The sequence below is a fragment of the Kitasatospora sp. SC0581 genome, assembly GCF_048159585.1.
Taxonomy (GTDB): Bacteria; Actinomycetota; Actinomycetes; order Streptomycetales; family Streptomycetaceae; genus Kitasatospora.
Window position 1 is genome coordinate 460,992 of sequence record NZ_JBLRWA010000001.1, and the last position, 16,720, is coordinate 477,711.

The following is a 16,720-nucleotide window of genomic DNA, read 5'->3' on the forward strand; positions in this document are numbered from 1 at the left end:
CCTGAGGAATAGCCGACATGACCGACCCCACCACCCCGGGCCCGACCACCTGGGACCCGACCACCCCCGGGCTCCTGCGCCTGCCCTCCGGCCGCCTCCTGCGCGGCCGCGGCCTCAGCAAGCCCCTGCCGCCCGGCCCCCGACCCGACTTCGGCCTCTACCTGTTGGGCCGCCCGCCACACGTCGACTGGCCCAGCCGCTGGGTACGCTGGCCCGACTTCCGCCTCCCCACCGACCGCACGGACGCCACCGACGCCTTCCGCGAAGCCTGGGAACGCTCCGCCACCCAACGCGTCGAACTCGCCTGCGCCGGCGGCCGGGGCCGCACGGGCACCGCGCTCGCCTGCATCGCCGTCCTGGACGGCGTCCCGGCCGCCGAAGCGGTGGCGTACGTGCGGGAGCACTACAGCCGGCACGCCGTCGAAACACCGTGGCAGCGCAAGTTCGTGGAGCGGCTGGCCTAGATCGGGTGGGTAGCGTTCCAAGGATCTCGACCGCCAATCAGGTCACGGGCGGAACCGTCAACGGCGACGTGTACCAGGCTGGAACGATCAACCTGATCAAGGTCTCAGCACCCAAGGTCACTGCGGGCGCCTGAAGCCCTCACAGGTCCCAGGTGCGGGCCGCTGCCCAGGTCTCCAGGGGCTGCCAGTCGATGGTGGGGTGTTCGGCGTGCAGGGCGGCGGTGTCGATGGTGAGGCCGGGGGCCTGGAAGTGGCGGAACATCGTGGCGAGGTCCTCGGAGTGGGCCGCCACGACCGAGAGCGGCACCTGTTCGAAGCGGATGGGGCGGCCGCTGGCGGCGCTGATCGCGGCGGCGATCTGCTCGCCGGTGCGCCACTGGGAGGCGATGTCGATGCGGCGGCCCGCGTAGGCGTCAGGCCTGGCCAGGACGTGGGCGGCGAAGGTGCCGATGGTGTCGGCGGCGATCACGGGGAGTGGGACGCCGGGGGGCATGGGAAGGTGGAAGACGCCGTCGCGGAGGGACTGGAGGGTCCAGTCGTTGGCGTAGTTCTCCATGAAGGCGGCCGGGCCGAGGACGGTCCAGGGCAGGCTGAGGCCGGCCAGGCGCTGTTCGATGCGGTGCTTGCTGTCGAAGTGCGGGATGCCGGTGGAGCGGTCGGCGTTCGTGGCCGAGGTGAAGACGACGTGCCGGACGCTTCCGACTGCCCGGGCGGCGTCCACCAGGGCGGTGGCCTGGCGGACTTCGACACCGAGGTCGGTGCCGAACGGGGTGGACATCGCGAACAGTGCGCCGGTGCCGTCGAGGGCGGTGGCGAGCGAGGCCGGGTCGTCGAAGTCGGCGCGGGCCGGTTCGGCGCCGAGTGCTGCGAGCTGGGTGGCGGCGGGCGAGCCGGGGTTCCGGGTGAGGGCGCGGACGGGGCGGCCGGCGCGGAGCAGGGCGCGGGCGGTGGCGCCGCCCTGGGCGCCGGTGGCGCCGGTGACGGCGACGGGGAGGAGGCGGGCACGGGGGGCTGCGGACTCAGTTACCTGCGTCATGCAGACAACATAGGGAAAGATCTCTGCGTGGCGCAAATAATTATCGGGCAGCCGGTTACCCTTCCCCCATGACGACGACCCGCGACGAACTGATGGCCCGGCTGTGGCCGGTCTCGCGCCGCTACCTGGCCTCGTACGTGCTGTTCAACCAGGCCGTCGCCGACCATTTGGGCATGCACCCGACCGACGTCCAGTGCCTCAACCTGCTCACCCTGGAGGACGGGCCGGTCACCACCGGCCGGATCGCCGAACTCACCGGGCTGACCAGCGGCTCGGCCACCCGGCTGGTCGACCGCCTGGAGAAGGCCGGGCTGGTCGCCCGGCAGCGGGACCAGGCCGACCGCCGCCGGGTGCTGGTCGCGGTCCTCCCCGAGGCGCTGGAGCGCTTCGGGGAGGTGTGGCGCGAGCTGTCCACCGACTGGGCGGCCGTCTTCGCCGAGGACAGCGAAGCCGAACTCGCCTTCCTCCTGCGGCACATGAACCGCACCGTCGAGCTCAGCCACCGCCAGGTCGCCCGCCTGGCGGCCATGGAACCGGGCGAGCCGGGCGGGACGGGCCGCTCCTGAACCCGCCCGGTCAGGCCGACGGCGGCGCCGGCAGGGCGCCCAGCGCGAGAACGCCGCCTGGGCCGCCCCGGTAGACGGTCCCACCAGCGGCGGCCAGCGAGATCCGGCCGACCTCCTCCGAATCGTCCTGCCAGCGCATCCCGCCCGTCGACGGGTCGAACGCCCACAGCCGGCCGTCCCCCGACCAGGCGTAGACGCCGTCCTCGGTGGCGACCATGGCAGGGGTCCCGCCCTTCCGACCGGCGAAGGTGTTGGCCTTCCAGACCCAGTCGCCGGTCGTCGTGTCCAACCCGAACAGACGGTCCCCGCCGCCCATGTAGACGGTCCGACCGGCAGCCGACAGAGGGCAGCTCAGCTCCCCGTGCTGGACGGACGCCCAGAGCTGCGCGCCGGTCGCCGGGTCCAGCGCGGCGACGATCGTGGAGGCCATCGTCTCCGGGGGCGAGGAGACCAGCAGGGCGTCCCGGTGGACGGTCAGTGGGCCGCTGACGACGAGGTCGCGCTCCCAGAGGCGCTCACCGGTGCGGGCGTCCAGCGCCAGGAGCCCCCTCGGCCTCCCCGCCGTGTACACGGTGCCGCCGTCGAGGGCCAGAGCGGCCGAGACGCCCGCCGGGCCGGTCCAGCGCGGCGCACCGGTGGCCAGGTCGTAGCAGCGCACCGAGCTTCCGTACACCGCGAACACGCTGCCGCCGCCGACGGCGGGGCCTTGCCGCCACCCGCCCTCGGACCAGTCCGGCAGGGCGGCCTCCCAGCGCTGCTCTCCCGACGCCGCGTCCAGGACCCGCAGACGGGTGTCGGTGGCCACGCACACCACGCCGTCCCCGGCGGCCGACGGCCAGCCGCCCGGGGCAGCGGCGGCGTCGGGTGTGCCGACCGTACGGCTCCAGCGGACCGCACCGGTACGCGGGTCGAGGGCGCGCACGCAGCCGTCGAAGCCGGAGGCGTAGAGGCCCTGTCGGCGGTCGGCGGACAGCACGAGCCGCCCGCTCGCGGCGGTCGTCCGCCAGAGTCGCGGGCCGTGGGAGCTCTTTCGGCGGGCCCACTCGTTGACGCCGGCGGCGGCCGCGAGGGCGCCCAGGGCGGCGGCGCCCGTCAGCAGCCGCCGGCGGTTGACCAGGCGCCGGGCCGGTGGCGTCGGCACACCGTCCGGCGCGGCTTCCCGCACGTCCTCCGGTACGTCCTCCGGTACCGCATCGGGCGCCACGTCCGGCACCGCCTCGCGCGCCTCGTCCGGCACGGCGTCCCGTCTCGCATCGTCGTTCACGCCAGACAGGACCGCGCACCCGGCCCCAGGGTTGTGCCGGATCCGGAAGAAGATCACGACCGGCGGCGCCGGCCGACGGCCCTACGTCTTCCGCAGCTCCGGCGCCGGCACCCCGATCAGCAGCCGCCGGACCGCGTCCCAGGCCGCGCGCAGGGCGGCGGCGCAGGCCCGGGTGTCGGAGCCGAGCAGCCGCAGCCAGGCACCGCTGTCCTGCGGCAGCACGCTGACCCCGTAGAGCAGTTCGCCGTACTCCTGGCCGCAGCCGGCCACCGCCTCGTGCAGGACGTCCGCGATCCGGGCCGCCGGGGCGAGCGGGCTGAGGACGTACAGGCTGGACATCACGTCGTGCCCGGCCAGCACCGCCGGCCCGGTGACCCCGGCACCCCTACCGTCCCCTCCGCCTCCGCCTCCACCCGGCGAGGGCTCCAGCCGCACGGTGTCCAGTGCCACCAATTCACCACCTGGGCGCCGCACTTCGAGGTCCGAGGCGAACACCCGGTAGGCGTTGCGCTCGCCCCGGGCGAGGCGGCCGGCCAGGACGGTCTCGCCCGCCAGCACGGTCGCGTCCGGGTCGACGGTGAGGACGGTCCGCTGGTAGAGGCGCGAGTCGACGAAGGGGATCACCGGCTCGGGCAGGTACTCGACGTAGGCGCGCGGCCCGGCCGTCAGGTTGACCAGTTGCGTCGCGTAGTCGTGCTCCATCCGGTAGACCTTGGTGGCGGCCTGGGTGGTCAGGTGGACCGCCGTGTCGGCGCCGCAGTGCAGGTCGGTGCGGAGCCGGTCGGCCTGGAGGATGCCGCCGCCGGTGGACATCAGGAAGGTGACGGCGAGGTCGGGGCGGGCCGGGTCGAAGTAGAGCGGGCGCATGATCTGCAGCGGCGACTTCTGGTAGTGGCCGGTGAGTTCGGTGCGTCCGCCGACCCGCTCGAAGGCCAGCTCCAGCAGCCCGACCTTGCCGGGACGCCCGACCGCGAGGGTGTCGGGCGTCCCGGCGTGGCGGCGGACCTCGTACGGGACGCGGGCCGGCTCGTAGTGCCGGGGGTCGAGCCGGGGCACCGCCGCAGCCGGGGAGGCTGTCACGCCGGGACCTTGCGGAAGGTCTCCAGGAAGGTCGCGATCTCCTCCAGCCCCTCCCCCGTCAGGCAGTTGGTGAGCACCACCGGTCCGCCCTCGCGCACCCGGTGGGCGTCGGACTCCATCACCCCGAGGTCGGCGCGGACGTACTGGGCGATGTCGATCTTGTTGATGACCAGCAGGTCCGACTCGGTGATGCCCGGGCCGCGCTTGCGGGGCATCTTCTCGCCCTCGGCGGTGTCGAGGACGAAGAGGAAGAGGTCGACCAGCACCGGGCTGAAGGTCAGCGTGAGGTTGTCGCCGCCGGACTCGTACAGCAGGGTGTCGACGTCCGGGAAGCGTTCCAGCATCTCGGCGCCGGCCGCGAGGTTCATCGTCGGGTCGTCCCGTACGGCGGTGTGCGGGCAGGCGCCGGTCTCCACGCCGACGACCCGCTCGGGGTCCAGCATCCCGGCCAGGGTGCGCCGCACGTGCTGGGCATCCTCCTGGGTGTAGATGTCGTTGGTGATGACCGCCGGGCGGTGGCCGCGGGCGATCAGCACCGGGACGAGCGCCTCGATCAGCGCCGTCTTGCCGGAGCCCACCGGTCCGCCGATGCCCACGCGGAGCACGTTCTCGGTCAACTCTCCTCCTTCTGTCGGTCGTTCTTCTGTGGCGCACGTTCGCATCGGGCGGTCAGCTCATGAACAGCCGGGCCTCCGCCCGCTCGTGCCGCCCGGACATGGCGTCCGCGACCGGCACGCAGCCGCCGAGGTCCGCCAAGTCCCGTTCCAGGGCGGCGGATACGACCTCCCGGATCACCGGGGAGGCCGCCCGCAGCACCACCTGCGCCTTGCGGTGGTCGGTCAGCCGGAGCCTCAGCGCCGCGCCGACGAAGCTGGTGCAGAACGCGAACAGGTCGCTGGTGACGGCCTGTTGGACCGGGACGCCGGCCGAGGCGTACGCCACCCCGGCCGCCACCGCCTGGCAGCCGGGGGCCCGCTTCTCCGCGACCAGCGCGGCGTACCGCTCCAGCGGCTCGCCGCCCACCGACTCCCGGGCGATGTCCAGGAGTTGGCGACCGGTCCGGGTGGCGGCCAGGCGCAGCTCGCGGTTGAGCCTGGTGGCGTGCAGCCGCTGGTCGGTCTCGGCGAGCAGCTCCCAGTCGCCCGCCGTGGCCGCCCGGTGGGCCAGGACCAGGGCCGTGGCGTCGGACGGCCCGACGCCGTGCCGCAGCAGGTCGGCGAGCAGCCCGGGCAGGGTGTCCGGGGTGACGGCCTTGGCCTGGGCGTAGCCCTCCAGCCCGTGCGAGAGGGTGTAGAAGCCGCTGGGGAAGGCCGAGTCGGTCAGCTGGAGGCAGACCAGCAGGGCGTCCAGGCCGTCCAGGCCGTCCGGATCCCCCAGGCCGTCCACAGCGGCCAGGCCGCCCGTGGCATCCAGGCCCGGCCGCGTCTCGGTGACGGGGCTCACGCGAGGTAGAACAGGTGGTTGAGCGGCAGCTCGCGGGCCGGTTCGATGGTGGCGGGCTCGCCGTCCAGGGTGACCTTGTACGTCTCCGGGTCGACCGCGATCTTCGGCAGCGCGTCGTTGCGCACCATGTGCTGCTTGCCGACCGTACGGCAGCACCGCACCGGCAGCACCCGGCTCTCCAGGCCGAGTTGGGCCGGAACCCCGAGGTCGACGGCGGCCTGCGACATGAAGGACACCCGGGTGGCCTGCTTCGCCCGCCCGTACTGGCCGAACATCGGGCGGTAGTAGACCGGTTGGGGGGTGGGCAGCGAGGCGTTCGGGTCGCCCATCAGCGCCCAGTTGATCACGCCGCCCTTGATGACCATCTTCGGCTTGGCGGCGAAGGAGTTGATCGGCCAGAGCACGATGTCGGCGAGCTTGCCGGGCTCCAGCGAGCCGATGTGGTCGGCGGTGCCGGAGGCGACGGCGGGGTTGATGGTGAGCTTGGCGAGGTAGCGCAGGACGCGGGCGTTGTCGTTGCGCTCGCTGTCGCCGGCCAGCTTGCCGCGCTGCTCCTTGCAGTGGTGGGCGGTCTGGAAGGCCCGGGTGAAGGACTCGCCGATCCGGCCCATCGCCTGCGAGTCGGAGGAGAAGATCGAGATGACGCCCTCGTCGTGCAGCACGGTCTCGGCGGCGATGGTCTCGGCGCGGACCCGGGAGTCGGCGAAGGAGACGTCCTCGGGGATGTTGTGGCTGAGGTGGTGGCAGACCATCACCATGTCCAGCAGCTCGTCCACCGAGTTGACGGTGTAGGGCAGCGTCGGATTGGTCGAGGACGGCAGCACGTTGGGCTCGCCGGCGATCCGCATGATGTCGGGGGCGTGGCCGCCGCCGGCGCCCTCGGTGTGGAAGGTGTGGATGGTGCGGCCGTCGATCGCGGACAGGGTGTCCTCGAAGTAGCCGGACTCGTTGAGGGTGTCGGTGTGGATGGCCACCTGCACGTCGTACTCGTCGGCGACGCTCAGCGCGCTGTCGATCGCGGCCGGGGTGCTGCCCCAGTCCTCGTGCACCTTGAGGCCGCACACGCCCGCCTCGACCTGCTCGCGCAGCGCGCCGGGCAGCGAGCCGTTGCCCTTGCCCAGCAGGCCGACGTTGACCGGCAGGTCCTCGACGGCCTGGTACATCCGGTGGATGTTCCACGGGCCGGGGGTGCAGGTGGTGCCGTTGGTGCCGTCGGAGGGGCCGGTGCCGCCGCCGATCAGGGTGGTGATGCCGTTGCTCAGCGCCTCCTGCACCTGCTGCGGGGCGATGAAGTGGATGTGGGTGTCGATGCCGCCGGCGGTGGCGATCAGGTGCTCGCCGGAGATCACCTCGGTGCCGGGGCCGATCACCAGCCGCGGGTGCACGCCGCTCTGGGTGTGCGGGTTGCCCGCCTTGCCGACCGCGACGATCAGGCCGTCCTTGACGCCGATGTCGCCCTTGACCACGCCGAGCACCGCGTCCATGACGACCACGTTGGTGATGACCAGGTCGAGGGCGCCCTGGAGGGAGGTCGCGGCCGGGTCCTGGGCCATCCCGTCGCGGATGCCCTTGCCGCCGCCGTAGACGGCCTCGTCGCCGTAGTGGCCCTGGTTGAAGTCCTGTTCGACCTCGACCAGGAGGTTGGTGTCGGCGAGGTGGAAGCGGTCGCCGACGGTGGGGCCGAAGAGGTCGGTGTACTGCCTGCGGGAGAGGATGGCCATCAGCGGTCGCCTTCCGGGTGGGTCTCCGTGTGGAAGTCCCGGGGCCGGTCTTCCTTGTGGTCGAGGTTGGTGCCCTTGAAGCCGAGGGCGATGGCCCGGTCGACGGCGCGGGCGCGGGTGGCGGGGGCGGTGATGCCGCCGTCCACGAGGTTGGCGAAGCCGACCAGGCGGCGGTGGCCGCCGAACTCGGCGAGCGTGACGTCCTTGGTGTCGCCCGGCTCGAACCGGACGGCGGTGCCGGCCGGGATGTCCAGGTGCTTGCCGAAGGCGGCGTTGCGGTCGAAGTCGAGGGCGCGGTTGGCCTCGAAGAAGTGGTAGTGGGATCCGACCTGGATCGCCCGGTCACCGGTGTTGCTGACCGTGACGGTGGCCTTGGCGCGGCCGGCGTTGATCTCCACCGGGTCGTCGCCGTACAGGTACGCGGCGCCACCAGACATGGCTGGCCTTCCTCTCTGCCGGGTCAGTGGGGGGTGTGTGCGGGTTCGTGGGTGTGGCTGGGGTGGTGCGGGTGGGGAGCATCGCCGTGCTGGTGCCCGCCCGGCGCGTGGCCGTGCTGGTGCCCGCCCGGCCCGTGGCCGTGACCGTGGCCCTGCTCCCCCGGCCCGTGGCTGTGCGCGTAGCCGTGCCCGTGCTCGGCGTCGAGGCCGGCCAGGATGCCGTCCTCCCCGTGCCCGAGCAGGTGCAGCGCCGCCGCCGTCCGGGCCGCGACCACCCCGGCGACGGCGGAGGGCCGCAGCAGTGGGCCGCCGTCCCGTACGCCGGGCAGCGCGGTGCGCAGGGCCGGCCCGAAGGAGGCCGGAACGGCCGTCACCTCGCGGGCGCCGAGCAGCCGGCAGCGTTCGGCGCCCTCGGCCGGGTCCGGGTCGCCGCCGTCGAAGGCGACTTCGACCCACCGGTGCCGCCCGTACTGGCGGGCGAGGCGGGCGATCCGGAACAGTTCGGCGTCCTCGAAGGGGCCGGCCGCCGGGGCGGTGACCAGCACCGCGCCGTCGGGGGCGGGGCCGGCGGCGGCGCGCAGCCAGCCGATCAGGTGGTCGGCGGCTCCGAAGGGCGCGGTCAGGGCGAGCCGTCCGCGGCCCTCCGCGGCGGCCAGCCAGCGCAGCGCCCGGGCGGTGTCGGCGACGAGCTTCGGGTCGCGGCCGAGCGTCATCGGTACGACGCACACCGGCCCGTCGCCCGCCGCGGCGAGCGCGGACCGGACGGCCTCGGTGAGCGGACGGCCCGCGGGGGCCGCGGCGTGCACGGTGGACTCGCGGGCCGCCAGCGCCGCGAGGTCCCGGCCGCCGTCGCTCTCGTGGCCGCCGGCCAGCACCACGGTGGCGGCGGCATGGGACCGGGTCATCACTCAGGCACCCACCGGGTCGTGGCAGGAGACCAGCTTGGTCCCGTCCACGAACGCCGCCTCGACCTGGAGCAGCGGGAGCATCTCGCGCACGCCCGGCATGACGTCCTCGCCGCCGACGACCTGCTTGCCGATCTCCATGCACTCGGCGACGGTGCGGCCGTCCCGGGCGCCCTCCATGATCGCCTCGCTGATCAGCGCGCAGGCCTCGCTGTAGTTCAGCTTGACGCCGCGGTCCCGGCGTTTGCGGGCCAGATCGGCGACGACGTAGATGTACAGCTTGTCGATCTCACGCGGCGAGAGATTCACGGGTATCACTCTTCCTTTCCGAGAATCCGATGGAATGCAGAAAGATGCTCAAGGGGCTTCGGTGAGCCCGGGGTTCTCGACATCAGATGAATTCGGCTGCGCCGGACGCGGAATCAAGTCCGGCGCAGGCGCGGGACGGCCGGCACCGCCGCCAGGAACAGCAGTGTGGTCAGGACGAACGGCCAGGTGAAGGCGTGACCGCCGAAGGGCGCGGAGACCGCGCCGAGCGCCGGCGTGAGCACGGTCGCGCCGGCCGCACCGACCAGGGCGTACGCCGCGCTCCAGGCGTCGGGCGCCAGGAACACCCCGCACAGCGCGAGGGCGACCAGGACGCCGCTGTACCCGAGCAGGCCCTGCCCGACCGCCTCGCCGGGGGCGCCGAACACCCAGGCCGTGAGCAGCCCGGTGGCGCTCCCCGCGCAGGCCATCAGGCCCGCGAGCCGGCTCGCCGCGAACAGCCCGGCCAGGAACAGCAGTCCGACGTACCACTGCGGCATGAAGAAGATCTGACCGATGTTCGCGAAGAACCCGTGCCAGAGCTGGTCCCAGCTCAGCCCGGTCGGCCCGTCGGCCGGGACGGGCAGCGCGGCGGGTGCGCCCGCGCCCTGCCACAGTCGCCGGAAGCCGGGGGCGGCCGCCGTGACGGCCGTCGCGACCAGGCAGAACGGCGCGGTCAGCGCGGGCAGCCGCCAGGTGGCGAGCAGCGCCCCGAGCCCCGCCGTGACCACCACGGCGACGGCGGACCCGAGGGCCGCCACCGCGACCGTCGCCGGGTGCCCGGCACCCAGGAAGACGGCGCAACTCAGCGCCACCAGGCAGCCGTTGTACCCGTGCAGCCCCGCCCCGACGGTCTCCCGGTCGAGCCCGAGCCCGTACGCGACGGCGGTGGAGACGGCGCTGCCGAGCAGTCCGTAGAGGCCGTACCGCCAGTCGGCGGCGAACAGTGCGGCCACGAAGAAGAGTCCGCAGACGACGGACGGCATGAAATCGACCTGCGCGACGCCGCGCAGGACCTCCGCGACCACCCTGGCGGATATCGGACGAGTCGCCACCGAGGCGCTCTCCCCACCCTGTTGCAAACCCATGCTGCGCACCAATTTTCCGGTACGGCCGGCCTGCCTGAATGTCGGCCCCGGCGATTCCTCCGGAACCGTACTCCTATGGTTTGCGAAGTCCAGGGGGTACGGGGTGTTATGCCAAATCCACGAAGGGTGACCATCGGGCCGCTGAGCTGCAACAATCTGTTGAAGTCACGGCCCGTCGGGTTCGTTGCAGGGAGAAATCCTTTGCGAAGTTTTACTGACGGTTGGCATCGGCTATGCCGGGGCCGCGCTCACTCCCGCCCGGATCAGATGCCGCGCCAGGAACCGTTCCGACGACTCCAGTTCGGGCTCCGGCACCTCCAGGTGGCCCCCGGGGTTGGCGTGCAGCGTCTTCTCCCGCGAGCCCAGCGCGCCGAACAGCGCCAGCGCCCCCTCGCGCGGGACCAGCGCGTCGTCCCACTGGAGGAGGAACTCCACCGGCACGCCGACCCGCCCCGCCGCCTCCGCCTGCGACGCGTGCCCCGTCAGCCCGAACACCGCCACGGCGACGCGCGGTTCGGCCGCCGCCAGCGGGATGCCGATCGCGCTCCCCAGCGACAACCCCCAGTACCCGACCGGCCCGAGGCCCTCCGCCTGTCCGGGGTCCTCCACCCGACCGGGGCGCTCCGCCTGTCCGGGGCCCTCTGTCCGACCGGTGCGCTCCGCCTCGCCGCTCAGCGCGTCCAGCACCGCCACCCACTCCGGCACCGCCCGCTCCGCGAGCGCCGCCGTGTGCCGCGCCACCCAGGCGCTGACCGGCCGGCCCGCCGCGATCAACTCCCCGATCTCGGTGGCGAACCGCTCGTCCTGGGCGCTGCGCGTGCGCTCCCCGTGCCCCGGCGCGTCCAGCGCCACCGCCGCGAACCCGTGCCGCCGCACGAACCGCCGGGCCCGGTCCACCAGTCCCGGACCCAGCTTGTGCTGGCCACCGCCGTGCCCCAGCAGCACCAACGGCCGCCCGCCGAGGGGCGATCCGTCCGGCTGCCAGAGCACTCCGGGCGCGCCGTCGAGGGTGAAGTGGCGCTGCGTCACGCCGTCCGCGCTGGATTCCGTGGTGAAGTGCACCCCGTCATCATGGCTCCCGACACACGTTCGGGTCCGGCCTTTCCCTCGACGGGCTGCCCCGCGACGGGCTCACCGCCGTCGCCACCGCACGGCTCGCCGCTACCGCGCGGCCTGGCCGTCCTCGTGGAGGAAGGCGAGCAGCAGGGCGGTGGTGTCGGCCGGGCGCTCCAGGCTGGGGAGGTGGCCGGCCCAGGGGAGCTCCTGGTGCCGGGCGTCGGGGAGGAGGGCGGGGAGGGCGGCGGCGATGTCCCGGAAGTCCGGGAAGTCGTGGGCGCCGGACACGGCCAGGGTGGGGGCGGTGATCCGGCCGAGGTCGACGTCCTCGCGGTCGGAGCCGACCGTCGCCGTCATCTGGACGTCGAAGGCGTGGCGCTGCATCCGGCGGACGTGCGCGCGGGTCCGCTCGTCGGCCTCCGGGCCGAGCCAGGACTCGACGTTCAGCTCGACGGCCTCGTCGATCCGCCCGGCCTCGATCAGCTCGTCCTCGCGCCCGCCGAAGGCGCGCAGGGTGTCGCTGGGCTGGTGTCCGGGCATGCCCGCGCCGAGCAGGGCCAGCCTGGTGACCGCCTCGGGGCGCAGCGCGGCCGCCGTCAGGGCGATCCGGCCACCGTAGGAGGCGCCGACCAGGGCGGCGGTCCCGATGCCCAGGTGGTCGAGCAGGGCCAGGACGTCCCCGGCGTCGCTGTACGGGGCGTCCGCGAGCGGCGTGTCGCCGAAGCCGCGGAAGTCGCAGCGGACCACCCGGTGTCCGGCGTCGACCAGCGGCTGCCACTGCGCGTCCCACATCCGCCGGTCGCACACCGAGGAGTGCAGCAGCACCACGGCGGGCCCACTGCCCGCTACGTCATGAGAAATGATCATTCGGCGGATCGTAGTGTCCCCGCCGCTGTTCCCCAAGCGATTTGAAGCCGCCGCGGTCACAGGTAAGCGCTTTCGACCGCCCCCGGGCTCTGGACGGGTGAAGGAGGTGCTCGGAGGTGCTCATGGGAGAAGCGAAAGACGATCGGGACGACGGGTTCCAGGCGTTCATCGTCACGGTCTGGCCGCGCCTGGTACGGACGGCGTACCTGCTGGCCGGCGAGCAGTACGCGGCCGAGGACCTGGTGCAGTCGGCCGCCGAGAAGGCCTGCGCGGCCTGGTCGAAGGTGCGCCGGGCCGACGATCCGTACGCCTATGTGCGGCGGATCCTGGTCAACCAGCACGCCCGCCGCTGGCGCCGCCGGGCGCCGGAGCTGCTGGTGGACGCGGTGCCGGACGCGGCGGGGGTGGAGGACGGCTACGCCCGCTCCGACCAGCGCGGGGCCCTGCTGGCCGCGCTGGCCACCCTGCCGCCGCGCCAGCGCGAGGCGGTGGTGCTGCGGCACTGGGAGGACCTGAGCGACAGCCAGACGGCGGCCGCCATGGGGTGCTCGGTGGGCGCGGTGCGCAGCCACGCGGCGAAGGGCATCGCGCGGCTGCGGCAGGTCACGGCACTGGTGGGACTCAAGGACACGACGCACATCGGAGGAGCGGCATGAGGGGCGGCATGGACCGGGAACCGGACGGGGTGGGCGGGGACGACGGCACGGACCTGTGGGTGGGGCTCGGCCTCGCCGAGGCGGCGGCCGGCGCGCGGATCGGCCCGGCGCCGGTGACGGACATCCTGGCGGGGGGCCGCCGGCTGCGGCACCGCCGCCGTACGGTGGTCGGCGCGGCGGCGCTGGCCGCCGCGGTGGCGCTGACCGGCGGGGCGCTGGCGCAGCTGCGGCCGGGCCCGGCGCCCGCCCACGGGATCGGTCCGGCCGGCGTCGGCGCCGCGCCCACGCCCACGCTCACGGTGGCGAACACCCCCGGGCTGGGCACCCCCCTCCCGCCGAACGGGACCGCCCCGGCCTTCCGCAACCCGCTGACCCCGGTCCGGGTGCTGCTCGGCCAGGGCCTGACCCCGGACGGCAAGCAGTGGCAGCTGTGGGAGGCGCTGTGGCCGGAGGCCCCCCGGGAGCGGGCGTTCGAGCAGGCGACGGCGGTGTGGGAGGAGCGCAGCAGGTACGACTCGGAGATCTCCAAGCCGACGGAGGAGTACGTCCAGCGGTACTGGCAGCCGGACTGCGACGTCACCAACGTCTACTTCACGGTGGACGGGGTGCGGCTCAGCCATGACTCCGACGGCGCCCAGGCGGCCCCGGGCAAGGTCGACCCGCGCAACCGGACCGTCTTCGGCGGCGGCCTGGTCGGCCACCGGGGCAAGGGCGACACCGTGGCCCCGCTGGACGTGGTGCTGCTCTCGATCGGACCGGACGTCGGCCGGGTGGTGGTGACCTGGGCGGACGGCAGCACCACGGAGCCGACGCCCGTCACCGTGGCCGACTCCCCGATCCGCGAGCTGGTGGTGGCCCGCCCGGGGACGATGCGGGCGAAGTCCTGGCAGTTCTTCGACAAGGACGGCAACAAGCTCCCGGACGCCGGTGCCAAGTACCTGACCGAACCGGCCTCCTGAGCCCGGGGCAGGCGCGGGACGTCGGCCGGGCCGACTTCCCGCGCCCCTGTCCCCCTCAGCCGAGCAGCAGCTTCGCGGCGGCCGTCGCACCGTCCGTGCGGACCCGGGCCGAGAGGGCGGCGGCGCGCTCCCGGGTGGCGGGCGCGAGGGCCCGGCGCAGGGCGGCGGCGAGGGACACGGTGGTCGGGGTCGGGCCGTCGTGGGCGGCGCCGATGCCCAACTCCGCCACCCGCGCGGCCCAGTACGGCTGGTCCACCATCTGCGGGACCAGCACCTGGGGCACCCCGGCCCGGGCGGCCGTGGTGGTGGTGCCCGCGCCGCCGTGGTGGACGACGGCGGCCACCTTCGGGAACAGCGCCTGCTGGTTGACCTCGCCGACCGCGAAGCAGTCCTCGGCCCCGTCCACCTCCGCCAGTCGGGCCCAGCCGCGGCCGAGCAGCACCCGGCGACCCTGTGCCCGGACCGCCTCGACGGCGACCCGGGCGGCGCCCGCCGGGTCGCGCAGCGGCATGCTGCCGAAGCCGACGTACACCGGCGCCTCGCCGGCCGCCAGGAAGGCCGACAGGTCGGCGGGCAGCGGGCGTTCGTCCGGCAGGATCCACGCGCCGGTCTGCACCGCCTCGGGCCAGGCCGCGTCCGCCTCGGCGGGCCGCGGCCACGGGTCGAGCAGCGGGTCGGTGGCCAGCCACGGCCGGCCGGTGAGGACGTGGTCCCGGACGTTGTCGGCCTCGGGCAGTCCGACCGCCGCCCGGCGGGAGTTGACCGCGTCGCCGAACAGCGCGTTCATCGTCCCGATGTTGAGCTCCCACAGCTCCCGGGGGTCGGTCGCCTCCGGCGGGTAGGGCAGCATCGGGTACTCGAACGGCCGGTGGTGCGGGGAGGGCAGCACGGTCGGCTGGAGGGCCACGTACACGAAGCGGGCGCCCAGTTGCTCGGCCGCCGCCTGTGCGCCGGCCGCCGCCGGGAACAGCCCGGTGGCCAGCACCGCGCCGCCCGGCTCGGCCGCCGCGAGCACCGCCGCGTGGAACTGCTCGACCAGCCGGGCGGCGCGCGCGGGCAGGTCCCCGGGCTTCGGCGGCGGCCCGCTGACCAGCGCGCGCACCGACTGCCCGACCGGCACCGGCTCGACTCCGGCCTCGACCAGCCGCGCCGAGAACTCCACGTCCGGCGGCGCGCAGACCCGCACCTCGGCGCCGAGTTCCCTCAGCCGCACCGCCAGCGCGGCCATCGGCTCGACGTCCCCGCGCGACCCGTACGTCGACAACACCACTCGCACTTCGTGACTCCCCGTTTCGCGGATCTGCTTCCGTGCTTCGCGGACCGGCGTCCTCGAAGCGGTGATTCTGCGTCACCACCGGGGCCTTGCGGCAAGGCCCCCCGTGCGCTGTACGTTGAGAGTGGCGAGGAGTGGGTACGCCTCCGCGGACGCCAGCACCGCACCGGAAATTCCCGGGCGGACACCGCTTCTCCTGCCAGAATCTCCTTCATGCGCGCGATCATCGAGGACATGGCCGGTCAACTCGCCCGTGTGCCGGGCGTGGTGGGAGTGATGCTCGGCGGGAGCCGGGCACGGGGCGAGGAGCGGCCGGAGTCGGACTGGGACCTCGGGGTGTACTACCGGGGCGGCCCCGACCTCGACGCGCTGCGGGCGCTCGCCGGGCCGGAGACCGAGGTGGCCGGCCCGGGCGGCTGGGGCCCGTGGGTCAACGGCGGGGCGTGGCTGCGGGTCGACGGCGTCGCCGTGGACTGGATCCTGCGGGACCTCGACCGGGTCGGACGGGTGTGGGCGGACTGCCGCGCGGGCCGCTACGAGGTGGGGACGCAGGCCGGCCACCCGCTCGGCTTCTGGTCGCCCTGCTACCCGGGCGAGGTCGCCCTCGGGCAGCCGTTGGCCGACCCCACCGGGGAGTTGACGCGGCTCAAGCGGCAGACCGCCGACTACCCGGAACCGCTGCGCGGGGCCCTCACCGCGGCCACCTGGGAGGCCGGCTTCCTGCTCGACACCGCCACGAAGAGCGCCGTCCGCGCCGACGCCCTGCACGTCTCGCTCTGCCTGTCGCACGCCGTCGGCATCCTGGTCCAGGCCCTGTTCGCCCACCACCGCCGCTGGTGCCTGAACGAGAAGGGCGCGCTGGCCGTAGCCGGTCGACTACCGGACGCCCCACCGTACTTCGGCCGGCGCGCGCACGGCCTGCTCGCCGAGCCCGGCGGGTCGGCGGCGGAGCTGACGGCCACCGTCGCCCGGGCGCGGGAGCTGACCAGGGAGACCGTGGCCGCACTGAACCGCTGAGCCGCCGAACACCTGATCGCCAACCGCCCGGCGGGCGAGGCGCGTTCAGCCCCGGTGCCAGGAGGCGGCGTTCCGGTGGTCGGCCGCCGACGCCACCTCGACGGCCGCCGCCCTCATCTCCCGCTCCCAGTCCCGCGTCACCTCGACCGGCCACGTGTCGACGCAGCCCGGGCAGCAGACCTGGTCGACCAGCTCCGCGAGCCGCCGCTCCGCCCCGGTCGTGCGCTCGTCGATCCGGGACCAGAGCGCGGCGACGGCCTCAACCGGCGTGATCTCCCCGGACACCAGCCGGGCCGCGGTGTGGTGCAGGAGGCTGCGCTGGACGAAGCCGTCGTCCGGCACCGGCAGGCCCAGCTCCGCCATCGCCTGCCACAGCAGCTCCGTCAGCTCGACCGGGGGCTCGCCCCGGCCCGGCCGCCCCGCGAGGTCGCAGAGCGCGGGCGAGTCCCCGCCGATGCCCGCCGCCAGCAGCCCGGCGGCGGCCATCGGCAGGTCCTCGGGGAAGACCAGTCCGGCGGAATGCTGCCAGGCCAGGGTGAATGCGTCGTCCATGGCGCCATCCTGACAAAGCGGCCACGCCAG

General features: G+C 74.2%; 19 protein-coding genes. 5 read left to right on the forward strand and 14 right to left on the reverse strand.

From position 1 onward, the window contains the following. The first annotated feature begins 17 nt into the window (after positions 1-17). The gene (locus ACLWS4_RS01940; protein ID WP_074004169.1) at positions 18-464 is read left to right on the forward strand and encodes a protein-tyrosine phosphatase family protein; all 447 of its coding nucleotides are present in this window, start codon (positions 18-20) and stop codon (positions 462-464) included. Between the two features lie 139 nt (positions 465-603). Here the strand turns inward: ACLWS4_RS01940 and ACLWS4_RS01945 are convergent, their stop codons facing one another. Further along, positions 604-1,500: an NmrA/HSCARG family protein gene (locus tag ACLWS4_RS01945; protein WP_416873151.1), complete on the reverse strand. Its 897-nt coding sequence runs from the start codon at positions 1,498-1,500 to the stop codon at positions 604-606. Positions 1,501-1,568: 68 nt separating this feature from the next. Here ACLWS4_RS01945 and ACLWS4_RS01950 point away from each other — a divergent pair, with 68 nt between their 5' ends. Beyond that, positions 1,569-2,066 (forward strand): MarR family winged helix-turn-helix transcriptional regulator, encoded by a 498-nt coding sequence (locus ACLWS4_RS01950; RefSeq protein ID WP_416873152.1) that lies wholly within the window; start codon positions 1,569-1,571, stop codon positions 2,064-2,066. 10 nt (positions 2,067-2,076) lie between these two features. Here the strand turns inward: ACLWS4_RS01950 and ACLWS4_RS01955 are convergent, their stop codons facing one another. The 11 genes from ACLWS4_RS01955 to ACLWS4_RS02005 form a co-directional block, all read right to left on the reverse strand. Further along, positions 2,077-3,330: a PQQ-binding-like beta-propeller repeat protein gene (locus ACLWS4_RS01955; protein ID WP_416873153.1), complete on the reverse strand. Its 1,254-nt coding sequence runs from the start codon at positions 3,328-3,330 to the stop codon at positions 2,077-2,079. A gap of 81 nt (positions 3,331-3,411) precedes the next feature. Next, positions 3,412-4,410, reverse strand: a complete 999-nt coding sequence (locus ACLWS4_RS01960; RefSeq protein WP_416873154.1) for an urease accessory protein UreD — start codon at positions 4,408-4,410, stop codon at positions 3,412-3,414. Next, the gene (gene ureG / locus ACLWS4_RS01965) at positions 4,407-5,027 is read right to left on the reverse strand and encodes an urease accessory protein UreG (RefSeq protein WP_049651049.1); all 621 of its coding nucleotides are present in this window, start codon (positions 5,025-5,027) and stop codon (positions 4,407-4,409) included. The genes ACLWS4_RS01960 and ureG overlap by 4 nt, the downstream gene beginning before the upstream one ends. A gap of 52 nt (positions 5,028-5,079) precedes the next feature. Further along, positions 5,080-5,805 carry an urease accessory protein UreF gene (locus tag ACLWS4_RS01970; RefSeq protein ID WP_416873294.1) on the reverse strand — a complete coding sequence of 242 codons (726 nt, stop codon included), beginning with the start codon at positions 5,803-5,805 and terminating at the stop codon, positions 5,080-5,082. 44 nt (positions 5,806-5,849) lie between these two features. Further along, the gene (gene ureC / locus ACLWS4_RS01975; protein ID WP_416873155.1) at positions 5,850-7,574 is read right to left on the reverse strand and encodes an urease subunit alpha; all 1,725 of its coding nucleotides are present in this window, start codon (positions 7,572-7,574) and stop codon (positions 5,850-5,852) included. Beyond that, positions 7,574-8,011 (reverse strand): urease subunit beta, encoded by a 438-nt coding sequence (locus tag ACLWS4_RS01980; RefSeq protein WP_063780133.1) that lies wholly within the window; start codon positions 8,009-8,011, stop codon positions 7,574-7,576. Before ACLWS4_RS01980 ends, ureC begins: the two co-directional genes overlap by 1 nt. A gap of 23 nt (positions 8,012-8,034) precedes the next feature. Further along, positions 8,035-8,916, reverse strand: coding sequence for a cobalamin biosynthesis protein CbiX (locus ACLWS4_RS01985; RefSeq protein ID WP_416873156.1), 882 nt, complete (start codon positions 8,914-8,916; stop codon positions 8,035-8,037). 3 nt (positions 8,917-8,919) lie between these two features. Next, positions 8,920-9,225, reverse strand: coding sequence for an urease subunit gamma (locus ACLWS4_RS01990; RefSeq protein ID WP_117490737.1), 306 nt, complete (start codon positions 9,223-9,225; stop codon positions 8,920-8,922). Between the two features lie 113 nt (positions 9,226-9,338). Further along, on the reverse strand, positions 9,339-10,277 hold the full coding sequence (locus ACLWS4_RS01995) for an urea transporter (protein ID WP_416873157.1): 939 nt from the start codon (positions 10,275-10,277) through the stop codon (positions 9,339-9,341). 264 nt (positions 10,278-10,541) lie between these two features. Next, on the reverse strand, positions 10,542-11,372 hold the full coding sequence (locus tag ACLWS4_RS02000) for an alpha/beta hydrolase (RefSeq protein ID WP_416873158.1): 831 nt from the start codon (positions 11,370-11,372) through the stop codon (positions 10,542-10,544). Between the two features lie 99 nt (positions 11,373-11,471). Continuing rightward, a complete protein-coding gene (locus ACLWS4_RS02005) occupies positions 11,472-12,233 on the reverse strand; it encodes an alpha/beta fold hydrolase (protein WP_416873159.1) in 762 nt (253 codons plus the stop codon). A 122-nt stretch (positions 12,234-12,355) separates the two neighbouring features. Here ACLWS4_RS02005 and ACLWS4_RS02010 point away from each other — a divergent pair, with 122 nt between their 5' ends. Together ACLWS4_RS02010 and ACLWS4_RS02015 are read left to right on the forward strand one after the other, a co-directional pair. After that, the gene (locus ACLWS4_RS02010; RefSeq protein ID WP_074004160.1) at positions 12,356-12,889 is read left to right on the forward strand and encodes a SigE family RNA polymerase sigma factor; all 534 of its coding nucleotides are present in this window, start codon (positions 12,356-12,358) and stop codon (positions 12,887-12,889) included. Between the two features lie 8 nt (positions 12,890-12,897). Continuing rightward, complete coding sequence (locus ACLWS4_RS02015) at positions 12,898-13,848, forward strand: hypothetical protein (protein ID WP_375874470.1); 951 nt, start codon at positions 12,898-12,900, stop codon at positions 13,846-13,848. A gap of 55 nt (positions 13,849-13,903) precedes the next feature. Here the strand turns inward: ACLWS4_RS02015 and ACLWS4_RS02020 are convergent, their stop codons facing one another. Further along, positions 13,904-15,124, reverse strand: a complete 1,221-nt coding sequence (locus ACLWS4_RS02020) for a glycosyltransferase (RefSeq protein WP_416873160.1) — start codon at positions 15,122-15,124, stop codon at positions 13,904-13,906. Between the two features lie 210 nt (positions 15,125-15,334). Between ACLWS4_RS02020 and ACLWS4_RS02025 the strand changes: the two genes are divergently transcribed. Continuing rightward, positions 15,335-16,138 (forward strand): nucleotidyltransferase family protein, encoded by an 804-nt coding sequence (locus ACLWS4_RS02025; protein WP_416873161.1) that lies wholly within the window; start codon positions 15,335-15,337, stop codon positions 16,136-16,138. Between the two features lie 45 nt (positions 16,139-16,183). Here ACLWS4_RS02025 and ACLWS4_RS02030 read toward each other — a convergent pair whose 3' ends face one another. Beyond that, complete coding sequence (locus ACLWS4_RS02030) at positions 16,184-16,690, reverse strand: hypothetical protein (RefSeq protein ID WP_416873162.1); 507 nt, start codon at positions 16,688-16,690, stop codon at positions 16,184-16,186. Positions 16,691-16,720 lie beyond the last annotated feature (30 nt).